Source organism: Psychroflexus longus, assembly GCF_020164595.1.
Classification (GTDB): domain Bacteria; phylum Bacteroidota; class Bacteroidia; order Flavobacteriales; family Flavobacteriaceae; genus Psychroflexus; species Psychroflexus longus.
Map to the genome: position 1 here is coordinate 131,536 of NZ_JAIQZE010000003.1, position 20,611 is coordinate 152,146.

General features: G+C 35.7%; 25 protein-coding genes. 18 read left to right on the top strand and 7 right to left on the bottom strand.

The genetic code is table 11. The features are described 5' to 3' along the window. The first annotated feature begins 47 nt into the window (after positions 1 to 47). The 14 genes from LB452_RS04485 to LB452_RS04550 all read left to right on the top strand — a co-directional run bounded on the left by LB452_RS04485 (position 48) and on the right by LB452_RS04550 (position 10,818). Positions 48 to 2,024 carry an alpha-ketoacid dehydrogenase subunit alpha/beta gene (locus LB452_RS04485; RefSeq protein ID WP_224460529.1) on the top strand — a complete coding sequence of 659 codons (1,977 nt, stop codon included), beginning with the start codon at positions 48 to 50 and terminating at the stop codon, positions 2,022 to 2,024. A gap of 60 nt (positions 2,025 to 2,084) precedes the next feature. Continuing rightward, the gene (locus tag LB452_RS04490; protein WP_224460530.1) at positions 2,085 to 2,246 is read left to right on the top strand and encodes a DUF1328 domain-containing protein; all 162 of its coding nucleotides are present in this window, start codon (positions 2,085 to 2,087) and stop codon (positions 2,244 to 2,246) included. Between the two features lie 70 nt (positions 2,247 to 2,316). Further along, positions 2,317 to 2,790: a lipocalin family protein gene (locus LB452_RS04495; protein WP_224460531.1), complete on the top strand. Its 474-nt coding sequence runs from the start codon at positions 2,317 to 2,319 to the stop codon at positions 2,788 to 2,790. 2 nt (positions 2,791 to 2,792) lie between these two features. Beyond that, a complete protein-coding gene (locus LB452_RS04500; RefSeq protein ID WP_224460532.1) occupies positions 2,793 to 3,488 on the top strand; it encodes an OmpA family protein in 696 nt (231 codons plus the stop codon). Positions 3,489 to 3,556: 68 nt separating this feature from the next. Then, a complete protein-coding gene (locus LB452_RS04505) occupies positions 3,557 to 4,672 on the top strand; it encodes an NAD(P)/FAD-dependent oxidoreductase (RefSeq protein WP_224460533.1) in 1,116 nt (371 codons plus the stop codon). Further along, entirely contained in the window at positions 4,669 to 5,379 is a 711-nt protein-coding gene (locus LB452_RS04510) for a methyltransferase domain-containing protein (protein WP_224460534.1), read from the top strand. Before LB452_RS04505 ends, LB452_RS04510 begins: the two co-directional genes overlap by 4 nt. Further along, entirely contained in the window at positions 5,376 to 6,428 is a 1,053-nt protein-coding gene (locus LB452_RS04515) for a type III polyketide synthase (RefSeq protein ID WP_224460535.1), read from the top strand. Before LB452_RS04510 ends, LB452_RS04515 begins: the two co-directional genes overlap by 4 nt. Positions 6,429 to 6,506: 78 nt before the next feature. After that, entirely contained in the window at positions 6,507 to 7,289 is a 783-nt protein-coding gene (locus tag LB452_RS04520) for an SDR family oxidoreductase (protein WP_224460536.1), read from the top strand. Positions 7,290 to 7,300: 11 nt separating this feature from the next. Continuing rightward, the gene (locus LB452_RS04525; protein ID WP_224460537.1) at positions 7,301 to 7,741 is read left to right on the top strand and encodes a 3-hydroxyacyl-ACP dehydratase FabZ family protein; all 441 of its coding nucleotides are present in this window, start codon (positions 7,301 to 7,303) and stop codon (positions 7,739 to 7,741) included. A 2-nt stretch (positions 7,742 to 7,743) separates the two neighbouring features. Next, on the top strand, positions 7,744 to 9,018 hold the full coding sequence (locus LB452_RS04530; protein ID WP_224460538.1) for a beta-ketoacyl-[acyl-carrier-protein] synthase family protein: 1,275 nt from the start codon (positions 7,744 to 7,746) through the stop codon (positions 9,016 to 9,018). Continuing rightward, positions 9,011 to 9,241, top strand: a complete 231-nt coding sequence (locus tag LB452_RS04535; protein ID WP_224460539.1) for a hypothetical protein — start codon at positions 9,011 to 9,013, stop codon at positions 9,239 to 9,241. Before LB452_RS04530 ends, LB452_RS04535 begins: the two co-directional genes overlap by 8 nt. 97 nt (positions 9,242 to 9,338) lie before the next feature. Then, positions 9,339 to 9,593 carry an acyl carrier protein gene (locus LB452_RS04540; protein WP_224460540.1) on the top strand — a complete coding sequence of 85 codons (255 nt, stop codon included), beginning with the start codon at positions 9,339 to 9,341 and terminating at the stop codon, positions 9,591 to 9,593. Further along, a complete protein-coding gene (locus tag LB452_RS04545) occupies positions 9,590 to 10,111 on the top strand; it encodes a 4'-phosphopantetheinyl transferase family protein (protein WP_224460541.1) in 522 nt (173 codons plus the stop codon). Before LB452_RS04540 ends, LB452_RS04545 begins: the two co-directional genes overlap by 4 nt. Positions 10,112 to 10,173: 62 nt before the next feature. Then, positions 10,174 to 10,818, top strand: a complete 645-nt coding sequence (locus tag LB452_RS04550) for a hypothetical protein (protein WP_224460542.1) — start codon at positions 10,174 to 10,176, stop codon at positions 10,816 to 10,818. On the opposite strand, the gene recQ is transcribed toward LB452_RS04550, so the two are convergent. Then, on the bottom strand, positions 10,819 to 12,906 hold the full coding sequence (gene recQ / locus LB452_RS04555; protein WP_224460543.1) for a DNA helicase RecQ: 2,088 nt from the start codon (positions 12,904 to 12,906) through the stop codon (positions 10,819 to 10,821). A gap of 81 nt (positions 12,907 to 12,987) precedes the next feature. Here recQ and LB452_RS04560 point away from each other — a divergent pair, with 81 nt between their 5' ends. Next, the gene (locus tag LB452_RS04560) at positions 12,988 to 13,425 is read left to right on the top strand and encodes an RrF2 family transcriptional regulator (protein ID WP_224453814.1); all 438 of its coding nucleotides are present in this window, start codon (positions 12,988 to 12,990) and stop codon (positions 13,423 to 13,425) included. Positions 13,426 to 13,669: 244 nt separating this feature from the next. Beyond that, the gene (locus LB452_RS04565; protein ID WP_224460544.1) at positions 13,670 to 15,466 is read left to right on the top strand and encodes an SLC13 family permease; all 1,797 of its coding nucleotides are present in this window, start codon (positions 13,670 to 13,672) and stop codon (positions 15,464 to 15,466) included. Here the strand turns inward: LB452_RS04565 and LB452_RS04570 are convergent. From LB452_RS04570 to LB452_RS04595, 6 genes are all read right to left on the bottom strand, one after another. Then, the gene (locus tag LB452_RS04570) at positions 15,463 to 15,822 is read right to left on the bottom strand and encodes a DoxX family protein (RefSeq protein WP_224460545.1); all 360 of its coding nucleotides are present in this window, start codon (positions 15,820 to 15,822) and stop codon (positions 15,463 to 15,465) included. The two genes, LB452_RS04565 and LB452_RS04570, sit on opposite strands and share 4 nt — an antisense overlap. A 6-nt stretch (positions 15,823 to 15,828) precedes the next feature. Next, positions 15,829 to 16,212: a DUF2752 domain-containing protein gene (locus LB452_RS04575; protein ID WP_224460546.1), complete on the bottom strand. Its 384-nt coding sequence runs from the start codon at positions 16,210 to 16,212 to the stop codon at positions 15,829 to 15,831. A gap of 24 nt (positions 16,213 to 16,236) precedes the next feature. Continuing rightward, positions 16,237 to 16,581, bottom strand: coding sequence for a CD225/dispanin family protein (locus LB452_RS04580; protein ID WP_224460547.1), 345 nt, complete (start codon positions 16,579 to 16,581; stop codon positions 16,237 to 16,239). A 66-nt stretch (positions 16,582 to 16,647) separates the two neighbouring features. After that, positions 16,648 to 17,937, bottom strand: coding sequence for a glutamate-1-semialdehyde 2,1-aminomutase (gene hemL, locus LB452_RS04585; protein ID WP_224460548.1), 1,290 nt, complete (start codon positions 17,935 to 17,937; stop codon positions 16,648 to 16,650). 4 nt (positions 17,938 to 17,941) lie between these two features. After that, a complete protein-coding gene (locus tag LB452_RS04590; RefSeq protein ID WP_224460549.1) occupies positions 17,942 to 18,790 on the bottom strand; it encodes a glucosaminidase domain-containing protein in 849 nt (282 codons plus the stop codon). Continuing rightward, the gene (locus LB452_RS04595) at positions 18,787 to 19,722 is read right to left on the bottom strand and encodes a 1-aminocyclopropane-1-carboxylate deaminase/D-cysteine desulfhydrase (protein ID WP_224460550.1); all 936 of its coding nucleotides are present in this window, start codon (positions 19,720 to 19,722) and stop codon (positions 18,787 to 18,789) included. Before LB452_RS04595 ends, LB452_RS04590 begins: the two co-directional genes overlap by 4 nt. A 74-nt stretch (positions 19,723 to 19,796) precedes the next feature. Between LB452_RS04595 and LB452_RS04600 the strand changes: the two genes are divergently transcribed. Together LB452_RS04600 and LB452_RS04605 are read left to right on the top strand one after the other, a co-directional pair. Beyond that, entirely contained in the window at positions 19,797 to 19,964 is a 168-nt protein-coding gene (locus LB452_RS04600; protein ID WP_224460551.1) for a DUF5522 domain-containing protein, read from the top strand. Positions 19,965 to 20,050: 86 nt separating this feature from the next. Further along, a complete protein-coding gene (locus LB452_RS04605; protein ID WP_224460552.1) occupies positions 20,051 to 20,587 on the top strand; it encodes a DUF4136 domain-containing protein in 537 nt (178 codons plus the stop codon). Positions 20,588 to 20,611: the final 24 nt, after the last annotated feature.

The following is a 20,611-nucleotide window of genomic DNA, read 5'->3' on the forward strand; positions in this document are numbered from 1 at the left end:
AAAGTTTTCATTATAATACATTTGGTTGGAAAGATAATATCTAACCTATGAACTTTGAAGATCCTACTTTATCCAAAGAACAACATATAAATCTATTCAAAAGTATTTTGAAGCCACGACTTATTGAGGAAAAAATGCTTGTGCTTTTAAGACAAGGCAAAATCTCGAAGTGGTTTTCAGGAATTGGACAAGAGGCGATAGCTGTAGGAGTAACAAAATCTTTGAAATCTGAAGAATACATCCTACCAATGCATAGAAATCTTGGAGTGTTCACTGAAAGAAAAATTCCTTTGCAACGCCTGTTTTCTCAATGGCAAGGAAAATTAAACGGATTCACTAAGGGTAGAGATCGCAGTTTTCATTTTGGAACACAGGAGTATAAAATTATTGGAATGATTTCTCATCTCGGCCCACAACTAGGAGTCGCCGACGGTATCGGTCTAGCACATAAATTGAAAAACGAAAAAGCTGTAACCGCTGTATTTACTGGTGAAGGAGGAACAAGTGAAGGTGATTTTCATGAAGCACTCAATGTCGCTTCAGTATGGGACCTTCCGGTATTGTTTTGTGTGGAAAATAATGGTTACGGACTTTCTACGCCAACCAGTGAGCAGTTTAAGTGCGAACATATTGCCGATAAAGCCATAGGCTATGGAATGGAGTCTCACATTATCGATGGTAACAACATCGTAGAGATTTATACTAAAGTGAATGAGATTGCAGAAAGTGTTAGGGAAAATCCCAGACCTATACTTCTTGAATTTAAAACCTTCAGAAGAAGAGGACACGAGGAAGCTAGCGGAACAAAATATGTTCCAGCTGAACTCATGGAACATTGGGAAAAGTTAGATCCTGTTGATAATTATGAATTATTTATCCTGGAATCTGAATTCTTAAATCGCGATGAAATTGATTCCATTAAAGCTGAAATAAAATCAGAAATAGATAGACATCTTAAAATAGCTAATGAGGAACTCAATGTTGAAGCTGATGAAACTAAAGAATTAAACGATGTTTTTAAAGGTTATAAGTTTAAAACTCAAATACCTTCTTCCAAAAAAACAGAATTACGCTTTATCGACGCTATTTCTGATGGCTTGAAACAAAGCATGGAAAAACATGAGGATCTAGTCATTATGGGGCAGGATGTAGCTGAGTATGGAGGAGTTTTTAAAATTACAGACGGATTTGTTGAGAAATTCGGAAAAAAAAGAGTGAGAAATACACCTATATGTGAGTCGGCTATCATAACAACAGCGATGGGGCTATCTATCAAAGGAATGAAGTCGGTCGTAGAAATGCAGTTTAGTGATTTTGTAAGTTCCGGATTCAATCCTATAGTCAACTACTTAGCCAAAGTGCACTATCGTTGGGGACAAAATGCAGATGTAGTGATTCGTATGCCTTGCGGTGCAGGAGTAGGAGCAGGACCTTTTCACAGTCAGACCAACGAAGCCTGGTTTACCAAAACTCCTGGCTTAAAAGTCGTCTATCCTTCAACCCCTCAAGAAGCTAAAGGTTTATTGATAGCCTCTATCGAAGATCCAAATCCAGTCTTATTTTTTGAACATAAAGCTTTATACCGAAGCATAAGAGGAGAGGTTTCCGATGATTATTTTACAATTGAATTGGGGAAAGCCAATTTGATACGTGAAGGTAATGATCTTACTATCATTACTTATGGTGCGGCAGTTCATTGGGCTACTGAACTACTTGAAAAATATCCTGAAATTTCAGCAGAACTGATTGATTTAAGGACATTGTCACCACTGGATGAAGAGGCTATTTTCAACTCTGTCAAGAAAACAGGAAAGGTTATTATCCTTCAGGAGGACTCCATATTTGGAGGGATTGCTTCAGATATTTCAGCTTTGATCTCCGAAAATTGCTTTGAATATTTAGACGCGCCAATCAAACGTGTGGCAAGTTTACCAACCCCGATTCCTTTCTCCAAAAATCTTGAAGATCAATACTTAGGGAAAGTCAAATTTGAGAGTGAATTACTTGCATTAAATAAATATTAAAAAAATCTTAAAACAAAAGTTTCGCCGTATCTTAGATACTGAATTATAAAATTCAATATTATGATACGATGGATAATCACGTTTCTTATTATTGCTTTAATAGCAGCTGTTTTAGGGTTTGGCGGAATTGCTGAAGGTGCTGCAGATATTGCAAGAATAATCTTTTACATTTTTATTATCTTTTTTGTTATTTCTTTAATTGGAAAGCTATTCAGACGATAAGAAAAATAATTAAATCCGTAGTTTTGTTAAATCAATAACTACGGATTTTTAATAATTTTAAATACTACTTATGAAATACACACTTACATTGATTGTCGCTTTTCTACTGACTTCCTGTGGAGCTTCATATCAAGCAAATCAAGTCGAGAAAGAATTTAAAGGCGACTGGATTTTAGAATCAGTTACCTATCCAGATTCTTCTGGTTTGTTTGATGTCGAACTTTTCAATGTTGCAGATGCTTCTTGTTTTGATAATTCAACTTGGAAATTTATTCCAAACAATAGTACAGGAAGTTTCATCCTGGATGGAAATGATTGTACTAAAACCGAGCAGCAATTTACCTGGTATATTGATAAAGCTACAGCTCAGAACATCAATCCTGAAATGCTATTAAAAGTTATTACAGGACAAAAAGCTAGAAAAGTCGATATAGGTACAAGGATAAAAATTAAATCTTTGCTAGCGGATCAAATGATTTGGGAACAAAGCGTTATGTTTAATGGTAAGCAAATAAAAATACTAATGACATTTTCAAAATTTTAAACATGAAAAACTTTCAAAGTAAATTTTTAATAATTTTAGTGGCTTTCGCCTTCTTGTTTAGTTCTTGCGAAGCAACAAAGAATACAAACAAAACTCAACGTGGTGGTGCTATTGGCGCAGCAAGTGGTGCTGTAATTGGTGGTGTAATTGGAAACAATACTGGTGATGGTGATAACTCTGTACTTGGAGCAATTATTGGCGGAGTAGTTGGCGGTGCAGCTGGTGCTTACATCGGAAACCGAATGGATAAACAAGCCAAAGAAATACAGGAAGAGATTCCTGGAGCAGAAGTAACAAGAGTAGGCGAAGGAATTAATGTAACTTTTGATGAAAATTCTGGAGTTTATTTTGCGACTAATAAATCTAATATCGAAGGAAAATCTGAAATTTCATTATTGAAACTTATCAATATTTTTCAGAAGTATCCTAAAACTAATATTATTGTAGAAGGGCACACAGATTCATCAGGTAGTGATTCTTACAATATGAATTTATCTAAAGAACGTGCTCAGTCGGTATCTAACTACTTAGCCAGTAATGGAATTGACAGTTCAAGAATTCAAACCAATTGGTTTGGCGAAGATCAACCAAAATTTAATAATTCAACAGCGGAAGGTCGTTCAAAAAACAGAAGGGTAGAATTGGCCATTGTTGCCAATGAAGAATTAAAAGAAGAAGCTAAACAAAAGGCTGAATAAACCTTAAAAAATCAACATGGACAATCCTAATGCTACATTAGGATTTTTTTTATGCCTAAATTTCAGCAATGAAAATTTACGATGTAATTATTATAGGAGGAGGTCTGGCAGGTTTGACTTTAGCTATAGATTTGTCTTCGAGTGGATTTGAAGTCCTACTCATTGAGAAAGACGAATATCCCAAGCACAAAGTATGTGGAGAATATGTTTCCAATGAAGTTTTACCTTATTTGGATCGTCTTGGAATTCACATTAATCAAACTAAGGCAGACCAAATTAATAAGTTAACTTTAAGTAACCGAAATGGCAAATCTGTAAATATCGATTTACCTCTAGGTGGCTTTGGAATGTCACGATACGCTTTGGATCATCTACTGTATGAGAAAGCAAAATCTAATGGTGTCCAGTTCAAGTTTGAAACTGTTATGGGTGTTGAATTTGAAAATGAACAATTTTGTATTACAGCCAACCAGCAAAATTATTATTCTGAATTAGCCATTGGTAGTTTCGGAAAGCGATCGACACTGGATAAGAAACTAGACAGAGATTTCATCCATAACAAGACTCCTTGGATTGGAATTAAAGCGCATTATAAGAATGATGATTTCCCTGAAGGTGAAGTACAACTGCATAATTTTGAAGGCGGGTATTGTGGGCTTTCTAAAACAGAAACAGGTGCTGTCAATTTTTGCTATTTAGCGCATTACGATAGCTTCAAAAAGGAAGGTTCTGTTGAAAATTTCAATCAAAATGTTTTAACCAAAAATCCCAAACTGAAATCATTTCTAATGAATTCTGAAATGCTTTTTGATAAGCATTTAGCGATTTCACAGGTGTCCTTTCAAAATAAAAATGCTGTAGAAAATCACATGTTGATGTCTGGAGATTCTGCAGGACTCATTCATCCACTTTGTGGTAATGGCATGGCTATGGCCATACATTCAGCTAAACTACTTTCAGTAGAAATTAAAAATTACAAAATTCATAAGAATAGAAATCAGTTGGAAGAAAATTATACGTCAATTTGGAAACAGACTTTTCGCAAAAGACTTATTTTTGGATCGGTATTTCAAAAGATACTTTTACAACCCAAACTAACCAATTTAGGGATGTCATTAGTTTCAAAATCTCCATTTTTACTAAAGAAAATGATTCAGCAAACCCACGGTAAACCTATTTCATGAAGCACATTTCTACAAAAAAACGAAGTCGCGAAGATGAAATTATGGATGAGTTTGACTTTAAGGGAGAAGAGCTAAAAAAAGTGCTTCGAACCATTGATAACATTAACACCAAGCTTGGCGGGCATCGTGTGACCAGAAAAGGGATTCAGGAATTACTAGTAAACAACTCTAAGAAACATCTGGTCATTGCAGACTTGGGTTGTGGAAGCGGTGATGCCTTAAGGCAAATCTCCAAATGGGCGAAAAATCGAGGCATCAACGTTCAACTCATAGGTATAGATGCCAATCCTCATACGATCGAAATTGCCAGAGAATGGTCGAGAGATTATAAGAATATTTCATACCGAGTCATTGATGTCTTTAGTGAAGATTTTGAGGACTTTGAAGCCGATATCATAACGTGTTGTCTTACTCTTCATCATTTTGACGATCAATCCATAGCAAAACTTTTACCGATTCTTTCGGAAAAAGCAAGTCTGGGATTGGTTATTAATGATTTGCATCGACATAAATTAGCTTATCAATTATTCAAGCTATATTGTTCAGTCTTTGTAAATTCAGACATTGCAAGAAAAGATGGATTGACTTCAATTCTCAGAGGATTCAAGTCAGAAGATCTTGATAATTTCGCCAAACAACTAAATTTAAAGCACCACATAACATGGTATTGGGCTTTTCGATACCAGTGGATCATATATAGCTCATGAGTGTAAAAATAGAAACAGTAGCGACAGAAACACCTCAATACTACAAAGAAACCAAAGATATTATTCCTTTTGTTGAGATGTGGCTTGCTGATGAAGATGAAAGGTTCCGAAGGAAAGTAATCAAAATTTATGAAGGCGCTCAAGTCGATAAGCGGTATTCCATCATGGATCCTGAAGAGGTGTTTGAAGCCACCTCTTTTGAAGATAAAAACCGAATCTATACACGGGAAGCCAAAATCTTGGGCAAAAAAGTGTTAGAAAAAGCATTAGATCAGGCGGGATGGTCACCACAAAGTTTGGACTACATTATCACTGTAAGTTGCACCGGTATTATGATTCCATCATTAGATGCTTTTCTTATCAACGATTTGGATTTGAGACAAGATATCATAAGACTTCCAGTGACCGAAATGGGCTGCGCAGCGGGGATTTCAGGGATGATTTACGCCAAGCAGTTTTTACAGGCCAATCCTGACAAAAGAGCGGCGATAGTTTCATTTGAAGCGCCAACTGCTACCTTTCAGCTCAGTGATAAGTCAATGGCCAATATGGTGAGTTCTGCCATTTTTGGAGACGGATCTGCATGTGTGTTGATGAGTTCTGAAGAGACATGCACGGGTCCGAAAATTCTTTGGGAATCTATGTATCATTTTTACAATGACACGCACATGATGGGTTTTGACTTGACCAATTCTGGTCTTAAAATGGTACTCGATATAGACGTTCCTGAGAAAATAAGTAGCCATTTTCCAGCAATCATCCATCCATTTTTAAAAGATAATAACACCAGCATAGAAGATATCAATCACCTTATTTTTCATCCTGGAGGCAAAAAAATCATCAATACTGTGGAAGCTCTTTTTGGAGCGATGGGCAAAAATATTGACGATACTAAAGAAGTATTAAGACTATTTGGAAATATGAGCAGCGCTACAGTACTCTATGTATTGGAACGCATGCTTCAAAAAGATATCAAAAAAGGAGAAAAAGGCTTGATGCTAAGTTTTGGACCTGGCTTTTCAGCACAACGCATTCTTTTGGAATGGTAGTTTGCACATAAAAGTCCGTTTATTTTCTACTGAATTTGATTCAAGTAGTAAGATTTAATTTTTAAAGACATTCAGCTTATGACCAACCAATCACTTAAACATTTCGCTTTAGTTCTAGGAGGAAGCCAGGGTTTAGGATATGCTTCAGCATTGAAGTTGGCTCAAAACGGTTGGAATTTACTCATCATCCATAGAGATAGAAGAAGTGATCTACCTGACATTGAAGCTAGATTTGATTTTATTAGGCGATGTGGAGTCGATCTAAAAACATTTAATCTGGACGCCACAAATTCAGAAAAAAGAAAAGAATTTATTGATCAACTTCCAGAATTATTAGGCGAATCTGGAAAAATTAAACTTCTGCTTCATAGCATTGCTAAAGGAAACCTGAAAGCCATGACCGGAGACTCCCCACTCAATCAAACGGACTTGCAAATCACCGCTAACGCGATGGCCTACAGTTTTTATGACTGGTCTAAGGATATTGTGGAAGCAGGTTTCTTAGCAAAACAGACCAAACTTTTAGCCTTTACCAGCGAAGGAAATCAACGGGTTTGGAAACATTATGCTGCCGTTTCTGTGGCCAAAACAAGCCTTGAAACCCTAATGAAATATATGGCAAAAGAATTTGCTGAGTATGGTATTACTGCGAACTGTATTCAGGCTGGGATGGTAGAAACCCAATCTTTCCAGATGATTCCGGGTCATGAACAATTGAAAGAAGCTGCTGTAAAGCGAAACCCTTTTCAGCGACTAACTCAGCCAGAAGATATTGCCAATGTGGTTTATTTATTAAGTTTAGAAGAATCCAATTGGATCAATGGCTCTGTCATCAAAGCCGATGGTGGAGAAAGTTTATAAGTTATCAACGCATGAAATCATCCAAAATCATTTCGAAATTACCCTATCAGGAGCCTTTTCTTTATGTAAAAAGCATTGATGAAGTTTCCGAGGACTCTATAAAAGGAAGTTATACCTTCAAAGCTTCGTCCTGGTTCTATAAAGGACATTTCAAAAATAATCCCATTACGCCAGGAGTAATTTTGACTGAATGTGCCGCTCAAATTGGTTTGGCAAGTTTTGGGTTTTACCTTTTATCTCAACAAAGAGATATTGATCTTGAGCAAGTGAAATTGGCCATGACGTCTACCAATGTTGAATTTTTAAAACCAGTTTTACCTGGAGATAAAGTGGTGGTAGAAGCAGAAAAAATATATTTTAGATTTAATAAATTGAAAGTCTCCGTCAAGATGTTTGATGTGTCTGGAAACCTAGTACTTCGCGGAGAGCTGGCCGGAGTTATTTTACCTTAGCTATGGAAAAAAGAAGAGTCGTTATCACCGGAATGGGAATCGTTGCTCCTAACGCTACTGGTCTTTCTCAGTTTGAGCAAGCTATAAAAGCAGGTAAAAGCGGGATTGAATTTCACCAGCAACTAAAAGATTTAAATTTTAGTTGTCAGATTGGTGGTATGCCAAAAGTCACTCAGGAAGTTTTGGACAACAACTTCACAGCTTTAGAACAACGCGGTCTTTTGGCGTCGGGATTAATTTATGGAGGAATTGCTGGTCAGGAAGCCTGGAAAGATGCTCAACTGGAAATTGGGGATGAACTCGATACAGATACAGGAATCATTTTCGGGACAGGTGTTCTTGGCGTTGAGAAATTGAGAGAAGCCTTCCATAAAATCGATGACAAGCAAGTTAGAAGATTGGGGAGTACTAGCGTTTTACAAACGATGGCGAGTGGAATCAGTGCCTTTTTATGCGGAAAACTGGGCTGTGGGAATCAGGTGACTTCCAACTCCTCGGCCTGTACAACAGGAACTGAAGCTTTATTGATGGGTCATGAACGCATCCAATACGGCAAAGCTAAGCGCATGCTGGTAGGAAGTTGCAGTGACTCCGGACCTTATGTCTGGGGTGGTTTTGATGCCTTAAGAATTTTACCTTATCAATATAATGATACTCCAGAATTGGCGTCTCAGCCCATGTCGGAGTCAGCTTCAGGCTTTGTGCCTTCAAGTGGGGCAGGGGCATTAATGTTGGAAAGTTTGGAATCTGCTTTAGAAAGAGGCGCAAACATTTATGCCGAAGTTTTAGGCGGACATGTCAATTCAGGTGGTCAGCGAGAACAAGGAAGTATGACGGCTCCCAACTCCACGGCGGTTAAAAGCTGTATATCGCAAGCATTAATAGATGCAGAAGTAAATTCAGAAGAAATTGACCTTATTAACGGACATTTGACTGCGACAGCTATGGATGCCACTGAAATTAAGAATTGGTCGCAGGCTTTAAGGCTTTCAGGAAAAGAATTCCCATATATCAATTCACTAAAAAGCCATGTTGGTCATGCTTTGGCGGCGGCCGGTAGTCTTGAACTGGTGAGTTCTGTATTGGAAATTAAAAATGGATTTATGTTTCCAAATCTAAATTGTGAAACGATTCATCCTGATATTGTGAAACTAATCGATGAAGAAAAAATTCCAAGAGAACTTATTGAAAAAAAGATAAATCTATTAGCAAAAGCTAGTTTTGGATTCGGGGATGTCAACGCCTGTGTCATTTTAAAATCGTATACAAATGAATAAACAACAACTCAAAAAGCGCTATTGGATTTTTGGCGGATTAGGAACTGGTTTGCTGGGTTTCGGACTTTCTGCGTTGGTAGAAAGTGGATTCATGAAGCACAGCGAAGCTCCGGCCTGGCAGTGGATATTGGCCGGGACTTTATCTTTAATATTGATCATGACAGGCATCAACTTTTTGTTTGAGAGTTTTAGAAGTAAACAAGAATTGAACAAGAATAATTAAGATTTTTGCTTTTCTCTATTCTGAATTTGATAGCGGAAAGCTTGATGTTTTGAGACTTGATTATAAAAACTAATTAGTAAATTGCTTTCAAAAATATATGACTTCTGAAGCTATTCAAGAACGACTAAAAACTATAGTTAAGCCCTATATCAACAATCAAGAGAATTTCGAAAAATTATCAAAAGAGTCAGATTTCATCAACGACCTTGAAATCAATTCGGCCAATTTGGTAGATATTGTCCTAGATGTGGAGGATGAATTTGATATCCGAATTGAAAATGACGATATGGAAAAAATGACTAAAGTAGAAGCAACAGTTGAGGTGATTCAGAAGAAACTTTCTCAAAAATGATCGGAAACGACATTGTTGATTTAAACAAAGCAAATCAGGATTCTAATATTTTCCGACCGCGATATCTTGAAAAAGTTTGTTCACCTGAAGAAATTGAACTTGTATTTTCGAGCTCAAATGCAATCACAACCTTTTGGAGAATCTGGACGATGAAGGAAAGCGTCTATAAAGCCTTTCAAAGAAAATTTCAATTTAAAACTGTTTTTAATCCATTTGCTTTTGTTTGTCAGTTTGAGGATTCAGACTCTGGTAAAGTTAGTTTCAAAGCCCATCAACTTTTCACGAAAACAATTCAAACTGAAGAATTTATCTATTCTGAAGTGATTAATTCCCGAGCAAAGCAAAGATTTTTTGGCTCTGCATCTGATTTTTTGCAAAAACTAAAACCAGAATTGAATCTACAATCGCATCCAGAACTCACCAAAACAAGAGAAGGTCTTCCAGTTTTGAATTTACCAAATAAGACATTAGCTATTTCTAAAACTCATCATGGAAACTTCCAAGCCTTTCAGTATTAATTATTTAATAAAGATTTGGTGTGTGGTACAATTCATGCTTATTGTTTATTATATTTGTTAACATGAGTTATTTTAAATATATTTTTTCACTGTTTTTATTGAGTTCGATAGTGCTTAATGCTCAAAATCGGGATTTTCCAACCCGAGGGTCAGAAGTGATCAATAATCCAAAATTCAAATCTTCGAATTCTAGCTCAGGTTTCGGTCGACTTGGCGTTCCTAATCGAAGCAAAGTCAAAGATGTTTTTGCTAAAAATGAAGAAGGTGTAGATTTCAAACCCAAAACTCAGTATACAAATCCAAGTGAAATTTGGACAGATAAGCTTAACAAGAAGCCTGAAGATGAAAACAAAGGCATGAAAGAGGAGTGGGCTGAGGATATGAATCTTGGTGACTTTGTAACCTCATCAGATAAAATGACATTCATTTGTCGTGATCATATGATGTTTGATGGTGATAGAGTACAGATCAAGGTAAATGGCCAAGTCATTGTTCAAAACTTACTTTTGGAAAATGCTTACAAAGAGATTACTATACCACTTGAAATAGGTTTTAATAAAATTGAATTTATAGCTCTCAATCAAGGAGATGCTGGTCCAAATACAGCGGAATTAAAAATCATTGATGGTTCCAAGTTATTATCTAGAAATGTGTGGAATTTGTTGACTGGCGTAAAAGCGAGTACAGTCATTGTTAAAAACGAATAATTACTTTTCCAAAACGGCTAGTGCCAATCTTATTTTCTCATAGCTCAATTTTTCATCTAAAGCTTCATAAATAGGTTTTAAAGCTCCTTCATGAGTAATGCTTTTAAGACAATTTTCTACCATTTTCAATTCAGGATTTGATACGAGCTCACTTAAATCTAAGGGTTTGCCTTTGGCTACTAAGGTGCATAAATGTGAAACTATAGTCGTAGATTTTAGATTTCGTTCTTTAGCTATTTCATCAATGCTTTTTCCTCCTTTATAAAGTTCGTAAGTTTCATCATAGGTAGATACTTTTTTCTTTCTCTTTTTCTTGTTGAATAACTTAATTACGTAAATAAACTCATCTGCATATTTTTCAGCTTTCAAACTGTTCACACCGCTTATAGATTTGAATTCTTGTTCGCTTTGAGGCCTTTCTCTTTCTATTTCCTTGAGTGTTGCATCATTGAAAACAAGATAAGGAGGAATATTTTCTTCTACAGAAATTTCCATCCTCAATTGCTTTAACTGATTGAATAAATTGGAAGTTTTTGTAGTCTTTCTACTTTCTATAAATCCAGGCTGATCGGCCTTAGGTTTAGTAAGCCAAACTTGTTCGTTTTCAAAAAGTACTTTTTTCGCTAAAGGCGTAAACTCCAAGGCATTTTTTCTGTGGAATGCAATTTCGATGTAGCCTAAATTGATAAGCTGTAATATATAATGTTGCCAGTCCTTCCAGCTGATGTTAGTTCCGATTCCGAAAGTTTTGAGTTCTTGATAACCTTTATCGTAAATGCCAGCATTTTTGGCTCCTCTCAAAATATCTATAATGACACTAATGGGTTCCTTTTGCTTTACCCTTGCGACAGCAGAAAGCGCTTTTTGTGCTATTACTTTAGCATCTATAAATCGTGGTGGATTTTTACATACATCACAAAACCCGCAATTTTCAGTGAGATGTTCTCCAAAATAACCTAGTAAAATTCTTCTTCTGCAGGAAGTAGCTTCAGCAAATTGCTTCATTCGCTCCAGCTTAGCTTCCTGAACTTCTTTATTTTTTCCATCTTCGATAAAACGTTTGTACTGAATAACGTCGGCATACGAATGAAACATTAGAGCATTGGCGGTAAGGCCATCCCTTCCAGAACGGCCGATTTCCTGGTAATAGCTTTCTATGTTTTTGGGCATATTATAATGAATTACCCAGCGCACATTTGATTTATCAATTCCCATCCCAAAAGCAACCGTAGCACAGATGATTTGGGTTTTGTCGTAAACAAATTCTTCCTGAATTTTAGATCTTGTTTCAGAATCTAGGCCGGCGTGATAGGCTTTGGCTTTAAAGCCTTTTTGAGTCAAGTCTTTTGCCAGTTTTTCAGTGGATTTCCGACTTAAGCTGTAGACAATTCCTGCTTCATCTTTTCTTTTGAGCAAGAAATTTTCAATTTGTTTCATGCGCTCGCTTGCAGATCTGACTTCCAAAAAAATATTTTCTCTGTCGAATGAAGAAAGAAACACTTTTGCTTTCGGAATGCTGAGTTGCTTTAAAATATCTTTTCTTGTGGTTTTATCTGCTGTTGCCGTCAAAGCTAAAACCGGTGTGTTGGGTAAAGATCTTTTTAAAAAACCTAACTGCTGATACGAAGGTCTGAAGTCGTGACCCCATGACGATATACAATGTGCTTCATCCACAGCAACACAACTAATATAGTTTTCATTTAATATTTCCTGAAGTCCGGATAGGCTTTCCGGAGCAGTATACAGGAGTTTAAGTTCTTTATTGGCGACTTTAGATTTGATGATTTGTTGAGTCTCTGGAGTCTGTGTAGAATTAAAAAAATCTGCTTCAATTCCATTGCTTTTAAGGCCATCTACCTGATCTTTCATCAGAGCGATAAGCGGTGAAATGACAAGAGTAGTTCCCTTAAATTCTAAAGCTGGTAACTGAAAACACATCGATTTTCCACCACCTGTGGGCATAACGACAAGTGCATCGTTTTTATTAAGAACATGTTCAATAATTTCAGACTGATTCTTTCTGAAACTATCATAACCAAAATAAGTTTTTAGGTGTGAAAGGCTGTTCTGAATCAGTTCTAAGGACATGTTTGTTATTGTGGAATTGAAGATGCAAATTACAATTTCAATTTCAGTTTTTTAAAGTTGAATAATGATATATTTGTTGAAATGATATCCAAAAAGACAAAATACGCTATCAATGCCTTAGTTTTTTTAGCTAAAAGAACTGGGGAAGGACCAATAGTCATAAGTGAGATCGCTGAAAAAGAACGTATTCCAAGAAAATTCTTAGAATCTATATTGCTTAGTCTAAAAAAAGCAGGGCTTCTCGCGAGCAAAAAGGGTAAAGGTGGTGGTTATTTTCTTCTTCAAGATCCAGAAGAAATCAACTTAGCTGATGTGATGCGTCTCTTTGATGGGCCCATTGCTTTTTTACCTTGTGTGACTTACAAATATTACGAACGTTGCGAAGAATGCAAGGATGAAGAGACTTGCGGAATTCGTGATGTGTTTTTTGAGGTCAAACAGAAGACTGTGGAACTTCTTAAACAGGCAAGTCTGAGTGAAATTATTAAACGAGAAAGTAATTTAATCTCTCATTTATAAATAATCCTATCCTATTTAAAATCATGATTCTGGTACAAGATTGAAGCATACTTTTTTAAGTGTGTAGACCTCATAGTTTTTTAAAATCTGTGAGGCCTTGAAAATCCAATTTTCACTATTGCAGTTTTCTTATATACCCTATTAAAGATAATATTGAATTAACCTCAGATTATTCGGTAAAAATTTATTTATATAAAGTCTATAGATTTGGTAGACTATTATATATTTGGCAAAAATATGTTCAATGACCACTGCCGCTATAATTACTATTTGTGTCATTATTCTCGCTATCATTCTATTTGCTACTGAAGCTTTACCTATCGATCTTGTCGCTATCTCGATAATGATTATTTTAGTATTAACAGGAGTGATTACGCCACAAGAAGGTGTAGAAGGTTTTAGTAATAAAGCTACCGTCACGGTTGCTTTTATGTTCGTTTTGAGCGCTGCCTTACTCAAGACAGGAGCTCTTCAAGTCTTAGCTCATCGCTTGTCTAATATATTCAGATACAATTTCAACAGTGGAATTTTAATGATGATGTTTATGATTGCGATTATTTCTGCATTCGTTAATAATACACCTGTAGTTGCTGTTTTTATACCAGTAGTTATTCAGATCGCTCATACTTCAGGGCAAAGTCCCTCGAAGATGTTAATACCACTTTCTTTTGCTTCTATTTTTGGAGGAATGTGCACGCTCATTGGTACGTCAACAAATATTTTGGTAAGTGGTATTGCTGAAAAGGAAGGAGAAAAAGCTGTAGAAATGTTTCAAATGACTCCTGTAGCTGGAATCCTTTTAGTAGTAGGAGTGATTTATATGTCAATTCTGGGCATTAAGCTTCTTCCAAAAACCAGACGCACCAAAGACCTGAAAGATAAGTTCGAAGTGAATAATTACATCACTTTAGTAGAGTTGTTATCAAATTCAACTTCTATTGGAAAAAAAATTATGGACTCTGAATTAGTCATTGAATTTCAGATGGATATCATTGAAGTGCGACGTAATGGTAGCCAATTCACACTTCCTCCAGGAGATTTTGAACTCAATGAAGGTGATATTCTAAAGGTAAGATGTGATGTGGAAAAGTTGAAATCCCTGAAAGGAAAAACTAAGACACTGACGGTTTCCCCTTTGAAAATTGGTGATAATGATTTGTCAGGTAAAAATTCTGCTTTGGTAGAAATGGTGATCACATCGTCTTCAGAAATTCATGGAAAAACGTTGAGAGAACTGGATTTCAGAAGGCGATTTAGAGCAATACCACTAGCCATAAAGCACAGAGAAGACATACAACATAACGATTTATACGACGTCAAACTTAGCGCTGGTGATGTTATCCTAGCCGAAGTAAAATCGCATTATGTAAAAGAATTAAACAAGCTGGAAGCTGGCCAAAATACCCCGTTTGTATTATTATCTGAAAATCATCTCACAGAATTTGATAAAAAGAAATTTACAATCGTGATCTCTCTCATTGCGATTATGGTTGTTCTGGCTAGTCTTGGAATTCTGGATATAATGGTAGGCTCTATTTGTGCTGTGATCATTTTAGTTTTAGCCAAAATCCTTAGTATGAAAGAAATCTATAAAGCCATCAACTGGAAGATTATTTTTTTGCTAGTCGGTGCTTTGAGCTTGGGTCTGGCTATCGCGAAAACAGGACTGGATATTTTAATTGCCGAGGCTTTATTGAATAAACTGCAGCCTCATGGAATCATAGCCGTGATTTCTGGATTGTATTTGGTAACGTCCCTGCTCACCGAAGTTATGTCTAACAATGCTTCTGCAGCACTCATGACCCCCATCGCTATTGCCGTTGCTCACACTTCTGGAGTTGAAGTCCTTCCTTTTTTAGTCACCGTGATGATAGCAGCTTCAGCTACTTTCATGACCCCAATTGGTTATCAAACCAATACTATGGTCTATAGTGCAGGAAATTATAAATTCAGAGATTTTTTTAAGGTAGGTTTACTTTTGAATTTGATATTTTGGATCATTTCCAGCTTTACGATTCCATGGTACTTCGAACTCATCTAAAACAGTTCGAATAAACTATAAAACCTGAAGGCTACAAATAGATTTAAGAGGGCAAAAAACAGGGAGGGGAAGGATAGAATAAAATTGTCTTTAATTTTTATTCTCACTCCAAATCCCAAACTCATCAAAACCGAAAGTCCAGTGGCAGCAACAAAACCTAAAATTGGTTCGAAATAGAATCCAGCTGCTAGTCCAACTGCTCCGAGTACTTGGAAGAAACCTGTAAGTTTCCTTTGAGCTGGAGTTAATCCAAACCTTTTGAATTCTTCAAACATTTTAGGACTATAAAAACACCCTAACCCATAAAAAAAGAATGAAATACTTATAAATAAGACTAGGATTTGTAAGATGATCATATTGCGTTATGGCGCTAAAATTTGAAACGGTTCCAAAGGTATGTTTCTTAAGATCCAAAACCCTAAGACTAAAGCTAAAATTAACCAAGGTGCAACTTTATTTTGTAAAAGATTTTCAGTTTTCTTTTCTGAAGATTCATTTATAAAAGAGGTGTAAGCTTTATAAGAAGCAATAATAATTAAAAACAAGATTAAAAAGTTGTGTTGTAAACCGATCCAGATATTGCCGTGTAAAATTTCATGAATAGCGCGTTGGGAGCCACAACCAGGACAGTGAAAGCCAGTTAAAAGATGAAAAGGACACTTTGGAGTGTATACAGATGTACTTGGATTAATAGCATAATAAAATATACCCGCAGCAAGAATGACCACGGGTATGCTTATTTTCAAAAATAAATGATTTTTACTCAGCATTTATCTATTAGCCTTTTCCAATTCTTTTTGATATTCTTCCATAAATTTATCCATAAATTCTTCTCCAAATGCAGAAGTGAATAGGATTATGCCTATAATAAAAAGGACCACGACTGATACAATAGTTACTATCCACCAGGTTTTTGCATTTTTTGAAGCTCTTGCAGCACCTTCATAATCCTGCATATTGTATTTTGAATTTACCTTAGAAGCATAAACAATACTTATGATGCCAAAGATTGTAGAAGGAATAATACTACATGCAATCACTGAAATTACAGTTGAAATAATAGCCATCGGCATATGGCTGTTCGGTTTGGGCGGTTGAGTTTGATAAGTTTCCATGAAATAATTTTTTAGTTTAGATAAAATTAACTTTTCCAACCAAACTCCTAAAATTTTGATCAAAAATTATTTCAATTCGTGAACAAATTCAGAAAGAGCTTTCACCGTGTGATCAATGTCTTCATAAGACAATGCATCGTTCAAGAAATAGCTTTCAAAAGCACTTGGTGGCATATATACTCCACGATCCAACATACCATGAAAATAAGTTTTGAATTTATTATTATTCCCATGTGCAGCCGACTTGAAGTCAGTTACTGGGTTTTCACAAAAATGAATTGAAATCATAGAGCCAATTCTATTGATTTGATGAACAATCCCTGCGTCATCGAGGACTTTTTTCATGCCTTCATGGAGATACTCAGTCTTTTTTCTTAAGCTTTCAAAAATCTCTTTGTTTGAATTCAATTCAGTCAGCATAGCATAACCCGCAGCCATTGCCAAAGGATTACCACTTAAGGTTCCAGCTTGATACACAGGTCCATCTGGTGCGAGGTGATCCATGACTTCTGCCTTTCCAGCAAAAGCACCCACAGGTAGTCCTCCACCTACAACTTTTCCAAAAGTAACTATATCAGCTTTTACTCTCAAAAGCTCTTGTACTCCACCTGGAGCCAATCTAAAGCCAGTCATCACTTCATCGAAAACCAGGAGAATATTATTTTCATCGCAAAGTTGTCTCAAACCCTCCAGGAAGCCTTCTTCAGGAATAATGCATCCCATATTGCCAGCTACAGGCTCTATAATGATACATGCAATATCACCTTCGTTTTCTTTGATAAGTGTTTTCACACTTTCAAGGTCATTGTAGTTTGCTAAAAGTGTGTCTTTAGCTGTTCCTTTGGTGACTCCTGGTGAATTCGGTTCTCCGAAAGTTACTGCTCCGCTTCCAGCTTGTATCAGAAATGAATCACTATGACCATGATAACAGCCTGCAAATTTTATAATCTTATCTTTTCTGGTGTAGCCTCTTGCCAATCTTACTGCGCTCATGCAGGCTTCTGTACCACTATTGACAAATCGAATTTTATCAATGTTGGGTACCATTTCTACAGCAAGTTTGGCAATTTTAGTCTCTAATGCTGTGGGAATTCCAAACGAAGTTCCTTGTTTAGTTTTTTCTACTACAGCCTCCACTACAGATGGAAAAGCATGTCCTAAAATCATTGGACCCCAAGACGAGATATAGTCTATTAATTTATTACCATCTTCATCATGAAGGTAGGCACCTTTTGCTTCTTTAACGAAAATTGGATCTCCTCCAACAGCATTGAAAGCCCTTACCGGAGAATTGACACCTCCAGGAATGTATTTTTTGGCTTCATCAAATAATGCACTACTTCGTTTATATATCATAATATCAATTTTTAACTTTTAGTTGTTGACCAATTTGTATGAGGTCATGACCCAATTTATTAATTACTTTCAATTCTTCAACCGAGATGCCGAATTTTTCAGAAATATTATAAAGTGTATCTCCTTTTTTTACATTGTAATATTCTGTTCCTGTGCTTATCAATCTTTTAGGTTTAGGCAAAGGAATATTTGCTGATTTACCTAAAACGGCTCTGTCAAACTCGTTAAGTTGATAGCGCTCTATTAGGCTTATTAATTTTTCAGGATATCTTGGGTCTGTTGCATACCCAGCCTTTCTTAAGCCTCTGGCCCAAGCTTTGTAATCGTCGCTGTCATAATCAAATAGGAAACTATAACGGGTTCTTTCAAATAGAAATAAAGAGTGATCTCTAAATGAGTATTGAGGGTCAATATATTTTCTGAAGCATTCCTGAGCTTCATCATCATCGTGATACACTTTTTCCCATTCCCATCCATTGCATTTTATTCCAAAATGATTGTTGGAACGCTGGGTTAAATTCCCATTCCCAGAGCCGGACTCAAGAATCCCTTGAGCTATAGTAATGCTCGCAGGAATACCGTACAACCTCATTTCTTCCTGTGCGATTCCAGCATAATTGTAGATATAAAGCTCAACTGCATTGAGATTGCTCAGGTCAACATCCTGGATGTCATCATCCAAGTGGTCTTCCAAATCAACATATCTATAGGGTTGGGATTGTTTTTTTTCAATTTGAGATTTTGAATATTGATCTCTATTTTTTTCTACTAAAGCTGTTTTCGTTTTCTTTGATGTTCCACAAGACATCATTATAATCAGAAACAAAAAGCTGAAAGCGAAAGTGTATTTCATAAGCGATTAATGGTTTGTAATCCTTTTTGTTTTAAAGTTCGATTCATACCCTCGACACCTTGAAGTCCACCAGTATGAATCGCTAAAATACGAGTATTTTTAGGAAAAAACCCAGATTGAATCATGTCAAAAATGCCATAAAACATCTTCCCTGTATAGATAGGGTCGAGGGGGATGTTGTAATCCTGTTGAAACCCATTAATAAATTGAATTAATTCTGAATTTACTTTTGCGTAGCCTCCAAAATGATAATCATTTTGAAATGACCAGTTAGTTCTTTGTGTCCATTTTGATACTTCCTTTTGAAGAAAATCTCCCTTCAAAGCACTAAACCCTATACAATGTTGATGAAGTTTAGAACCTTCAATTAGCCCAGCAAGAGTTCCGCCAGTCCCAACCGATGAACACACCATATCAAAATCATCGTCTTTTTCTAAAATTTCCTGACATCCTTTTATAGCAAGAAGATTTGTCCCACCTTCAGGAATTATAAAAATTGAAGGATTCCTTTCAATCAGTGATTTTACCTCAGGTATATTTTCTTTATCTCTATAATCATTTCTAGAAACGAAAATAAATTGCATTCCTTTTTGATGAGCATAAGCTAATGTTGGATTAGTAGACAAGGTGTTCTCTATATTCTGTCCTAGTTCTTCTCCACGAATTATTCCAATAGATTTAAGACCTAAAATAGAACACGCTTCTGCTGTCGCTGAAATATGATTGGAGAAGGCTCCTCCAAAGGTCAATATTTTTGAGTTTTTTCTTTTTTGAGCCTCAAGTAAATTATACTTTAATTTTCTAAACTTATTTCCTGAAACTATGGGATGAATCAGATCTTCACGTTTAACACTTAAATCAATTCCATGAAAAACCCCAATATGCTCTGTAACAGAATTATAGTTTTTTTCAAAAAAAGAAATTGAACTCATAGTATCTTCTAAAATAAAACTCAAAATTAAAGCCTTATCTTCGATTTAAAGAAAGGTTTAATTAAATTTGATAGATGAATTATTTTAAGAAGCAAATTCCGCTCGAGGAAGGTGATTTTTATTTAACGAAAGAAGGTTACAGGTGTTTTACAGAACAATATCATTTAAAAAGAGGCTATTGCTGTAAAAGTGGATGCAGACACTGTCCATACGGTTATGATAAGAAAAAACACAACAATTAAAATTAGATTTATCTAATTACTACAAACGGCATACTAATTGTTTAAATAATTATAAATTGAGATTAAACAATTAAAATATTAAAAACATGAAACTATTAAAAGTAACATTAATTTTCATAGGGATAATCTCATTCACTTCTTGTTCCTCAATAAAAGTCGCGACAGATTACGATAAAGAAATAGATTTTAATTTATATAATTCTTTTGCGTTTTACAAGCCAGGAATTGATGCTGCAGAGATTTCAGATTTAGATAAAAAAAGAATTTTAAGAGCTATTGAAAGAGAATTGATAGCTAAAGGAATGGTAAAAACAACTAACCCTGATTTGTTGGTAAGTATTTTTACTGAAACTAGAGAAAATGTAAATATTTATCAGAATAATTTCGGATACGGTTGGGGATGGAATCCATATTTCTGGGGACCTGGAGGTTTCAATACAGTTTCATCTAATATTGAAGGAACACTTTATGTTGATTTAATAGATGCTGGAAAAAATGAATTGGTTTGGCAAGGTTTAGGTACTGGGATTTTAAGTTTGGACATGGATAAGAAAGAAGAAAAGATTAATGAAATAGTAAATAAAATAATGGAGAAATATCCTCCAGAAAGAGACCTGAAGTAAGTTCATGGTTGTTTATTTAGTTTG

Coding starts and splice junctions, on each gene's coding strand:
- LB452_RS04545 (WP_224460541.1), top strand. CDS start 9,590: ATGATCGGAAACGACATTGTTGATTTAAACAAAGCAAATCAGGATTCT.
- LB452_RS04485 (WP_224460529.1), top strand. CDS start 48: ATGAACTTTGAAGATCCTACTTTATCCAAAGAACAACATATAAATCTA.
- LB452_RS04510 (WP_224460534.1), top strand. CDS start 4,669: ATGAAGCACATTTCTACAAAAAAACGAAGTCGCGAAGATGAAATTATG.
- LB452_RS04530 (WP_224460538.1), top strand. CDS start 7,744: ATGGAAAAAAGAAGAGTCGTTATCACCGGAATGGGAATCGTTGCTCCT.
- LB452_RS04490 (WP_224460530.1), top strand. CDS start 2,085: ATGATACGATGGATAATCACGTTTCTTATTATTGCTTTAATAGCAGCT.
- LB452_RS04590 (WP_224460549.1), bottom strand. CDS start 18,790: ATGAAATACACTTTCGCTTTCAGCTTTTTGTTTCTGATTATAATGATG.
- LB452_RS04560 (WP_224453814.1), top strand. CDS start 12,988: ATGATATCCAAAAAGACAAAATACGCTATCAATGCCTTAGTTTTTTTA.
- LB452_RS04525 (WP_224460537.1), top strand. CDS start 7,301: ATGAAATCATCCAAAATCATTTCGAAATTACCCTATCAGGAGCCTTTT.
- LB452_RS04605 (WP_224460552.1), top strand. CDS start 20,051: ATGAAACTATTAAAAGTAACATTAATTTTCATAGGGATAATCTCATTC.
- LB452_RS04495 (WP_224460531.1), top strand. CDS start 2,317: ATGAAATACACACTTACATTGATTGTCGCTTTTCTACTGACTTCCTGT.
- LB452_RS04580 (WP_224460547.1), bottom strand. CDS start 16,581: ATGGAAACTTATCAAACTCAACCGCCCAAACCGAACAGCCATATGCCG.
- LB452_RS04500 (WP_224460532.1), top strand. CDS start 2,793: ATGAAAAACTTTCAAAGTAAATTTTTAATAATTTTAGTGGCTTTCGCC.
- recQ (WP_224460543.1), bottom strand. CDS start 12,906: ATGTCCTTAGAACTGATTCAGAACAGCCTTTCACACCTAAAAACTTAT.
- hemL (WP_224460548.1), bottom strand. CDS start 17,937: ATGATATATAAACGAAGTAGTGCATTATTTGATGAAGCCAAAAAATAC.
- LB452_RS04515 (WP_224460535.1), top strand. CDS start 5,376: ATGAGTGTAAAAATAGAAACAGTAGCGACAGAAACACCTCAATACTAC.
- LB452_RS04595 (WP_224460550.1), bottom strand. CDS start 19,722: ATGAGTTCAATTTCTTTTTTTGAAAAAAACTATAATTCTGTTACAGAG.
- LB452_RS04570 (WP_224460545.1), bottom strand. CDS start 15,822: ATGATCATCTTACAAATCCTAGTCTTATTTATAAGTATTTCATTCTTT.
- LB452_RS04535 (WP_224460539.1), top strand. CDS start 9,011: ATGAATAAACAACAACTCAAAAAGCGCTATTGGATTTTTGGCGGATTA.
- LB452_RS04550 (WP_224460542.1), top strand. CDS start 10,174: ATGAGTTATTTTAAATATATTTTTTCACTGTTTTTATTGAGTTCGATA.
- LB452_RS04505 (WP_224460533.1), top strand. CDS start 3,557: ATGAAAATTTACGATGTAATTATTATAGGAGGAGGTCTGGCAGGTTTG.
- LB452_RS04600 (WP_224460551.1), top strand. CDS start 19,797: ATGAATTATTTTAAGAAGCAAATTCCGCTCGAGGAAGGTGATTTTTAT.
- LB452_RS04520 (WP_224460536.1), top strand. CDS start 6,507: ATGACCAACCAATCACTTAAACATTTCGCTTTAGTTCTAGGAGGAAGC.
- LB452_RS04565 (WP_224460544.1), top strand. CDS start 13,670: ATGACCACTGCCGCTATAATTACTATTTGTGTCATTATTCTCGCTATC.
- LB452_RS04540 (WP_224460540.1), top strand. CDS start 9,339: ATGACTTCTGAAGCTATTCAAGAACGACTAAAAACTATAGTTAAGCCC.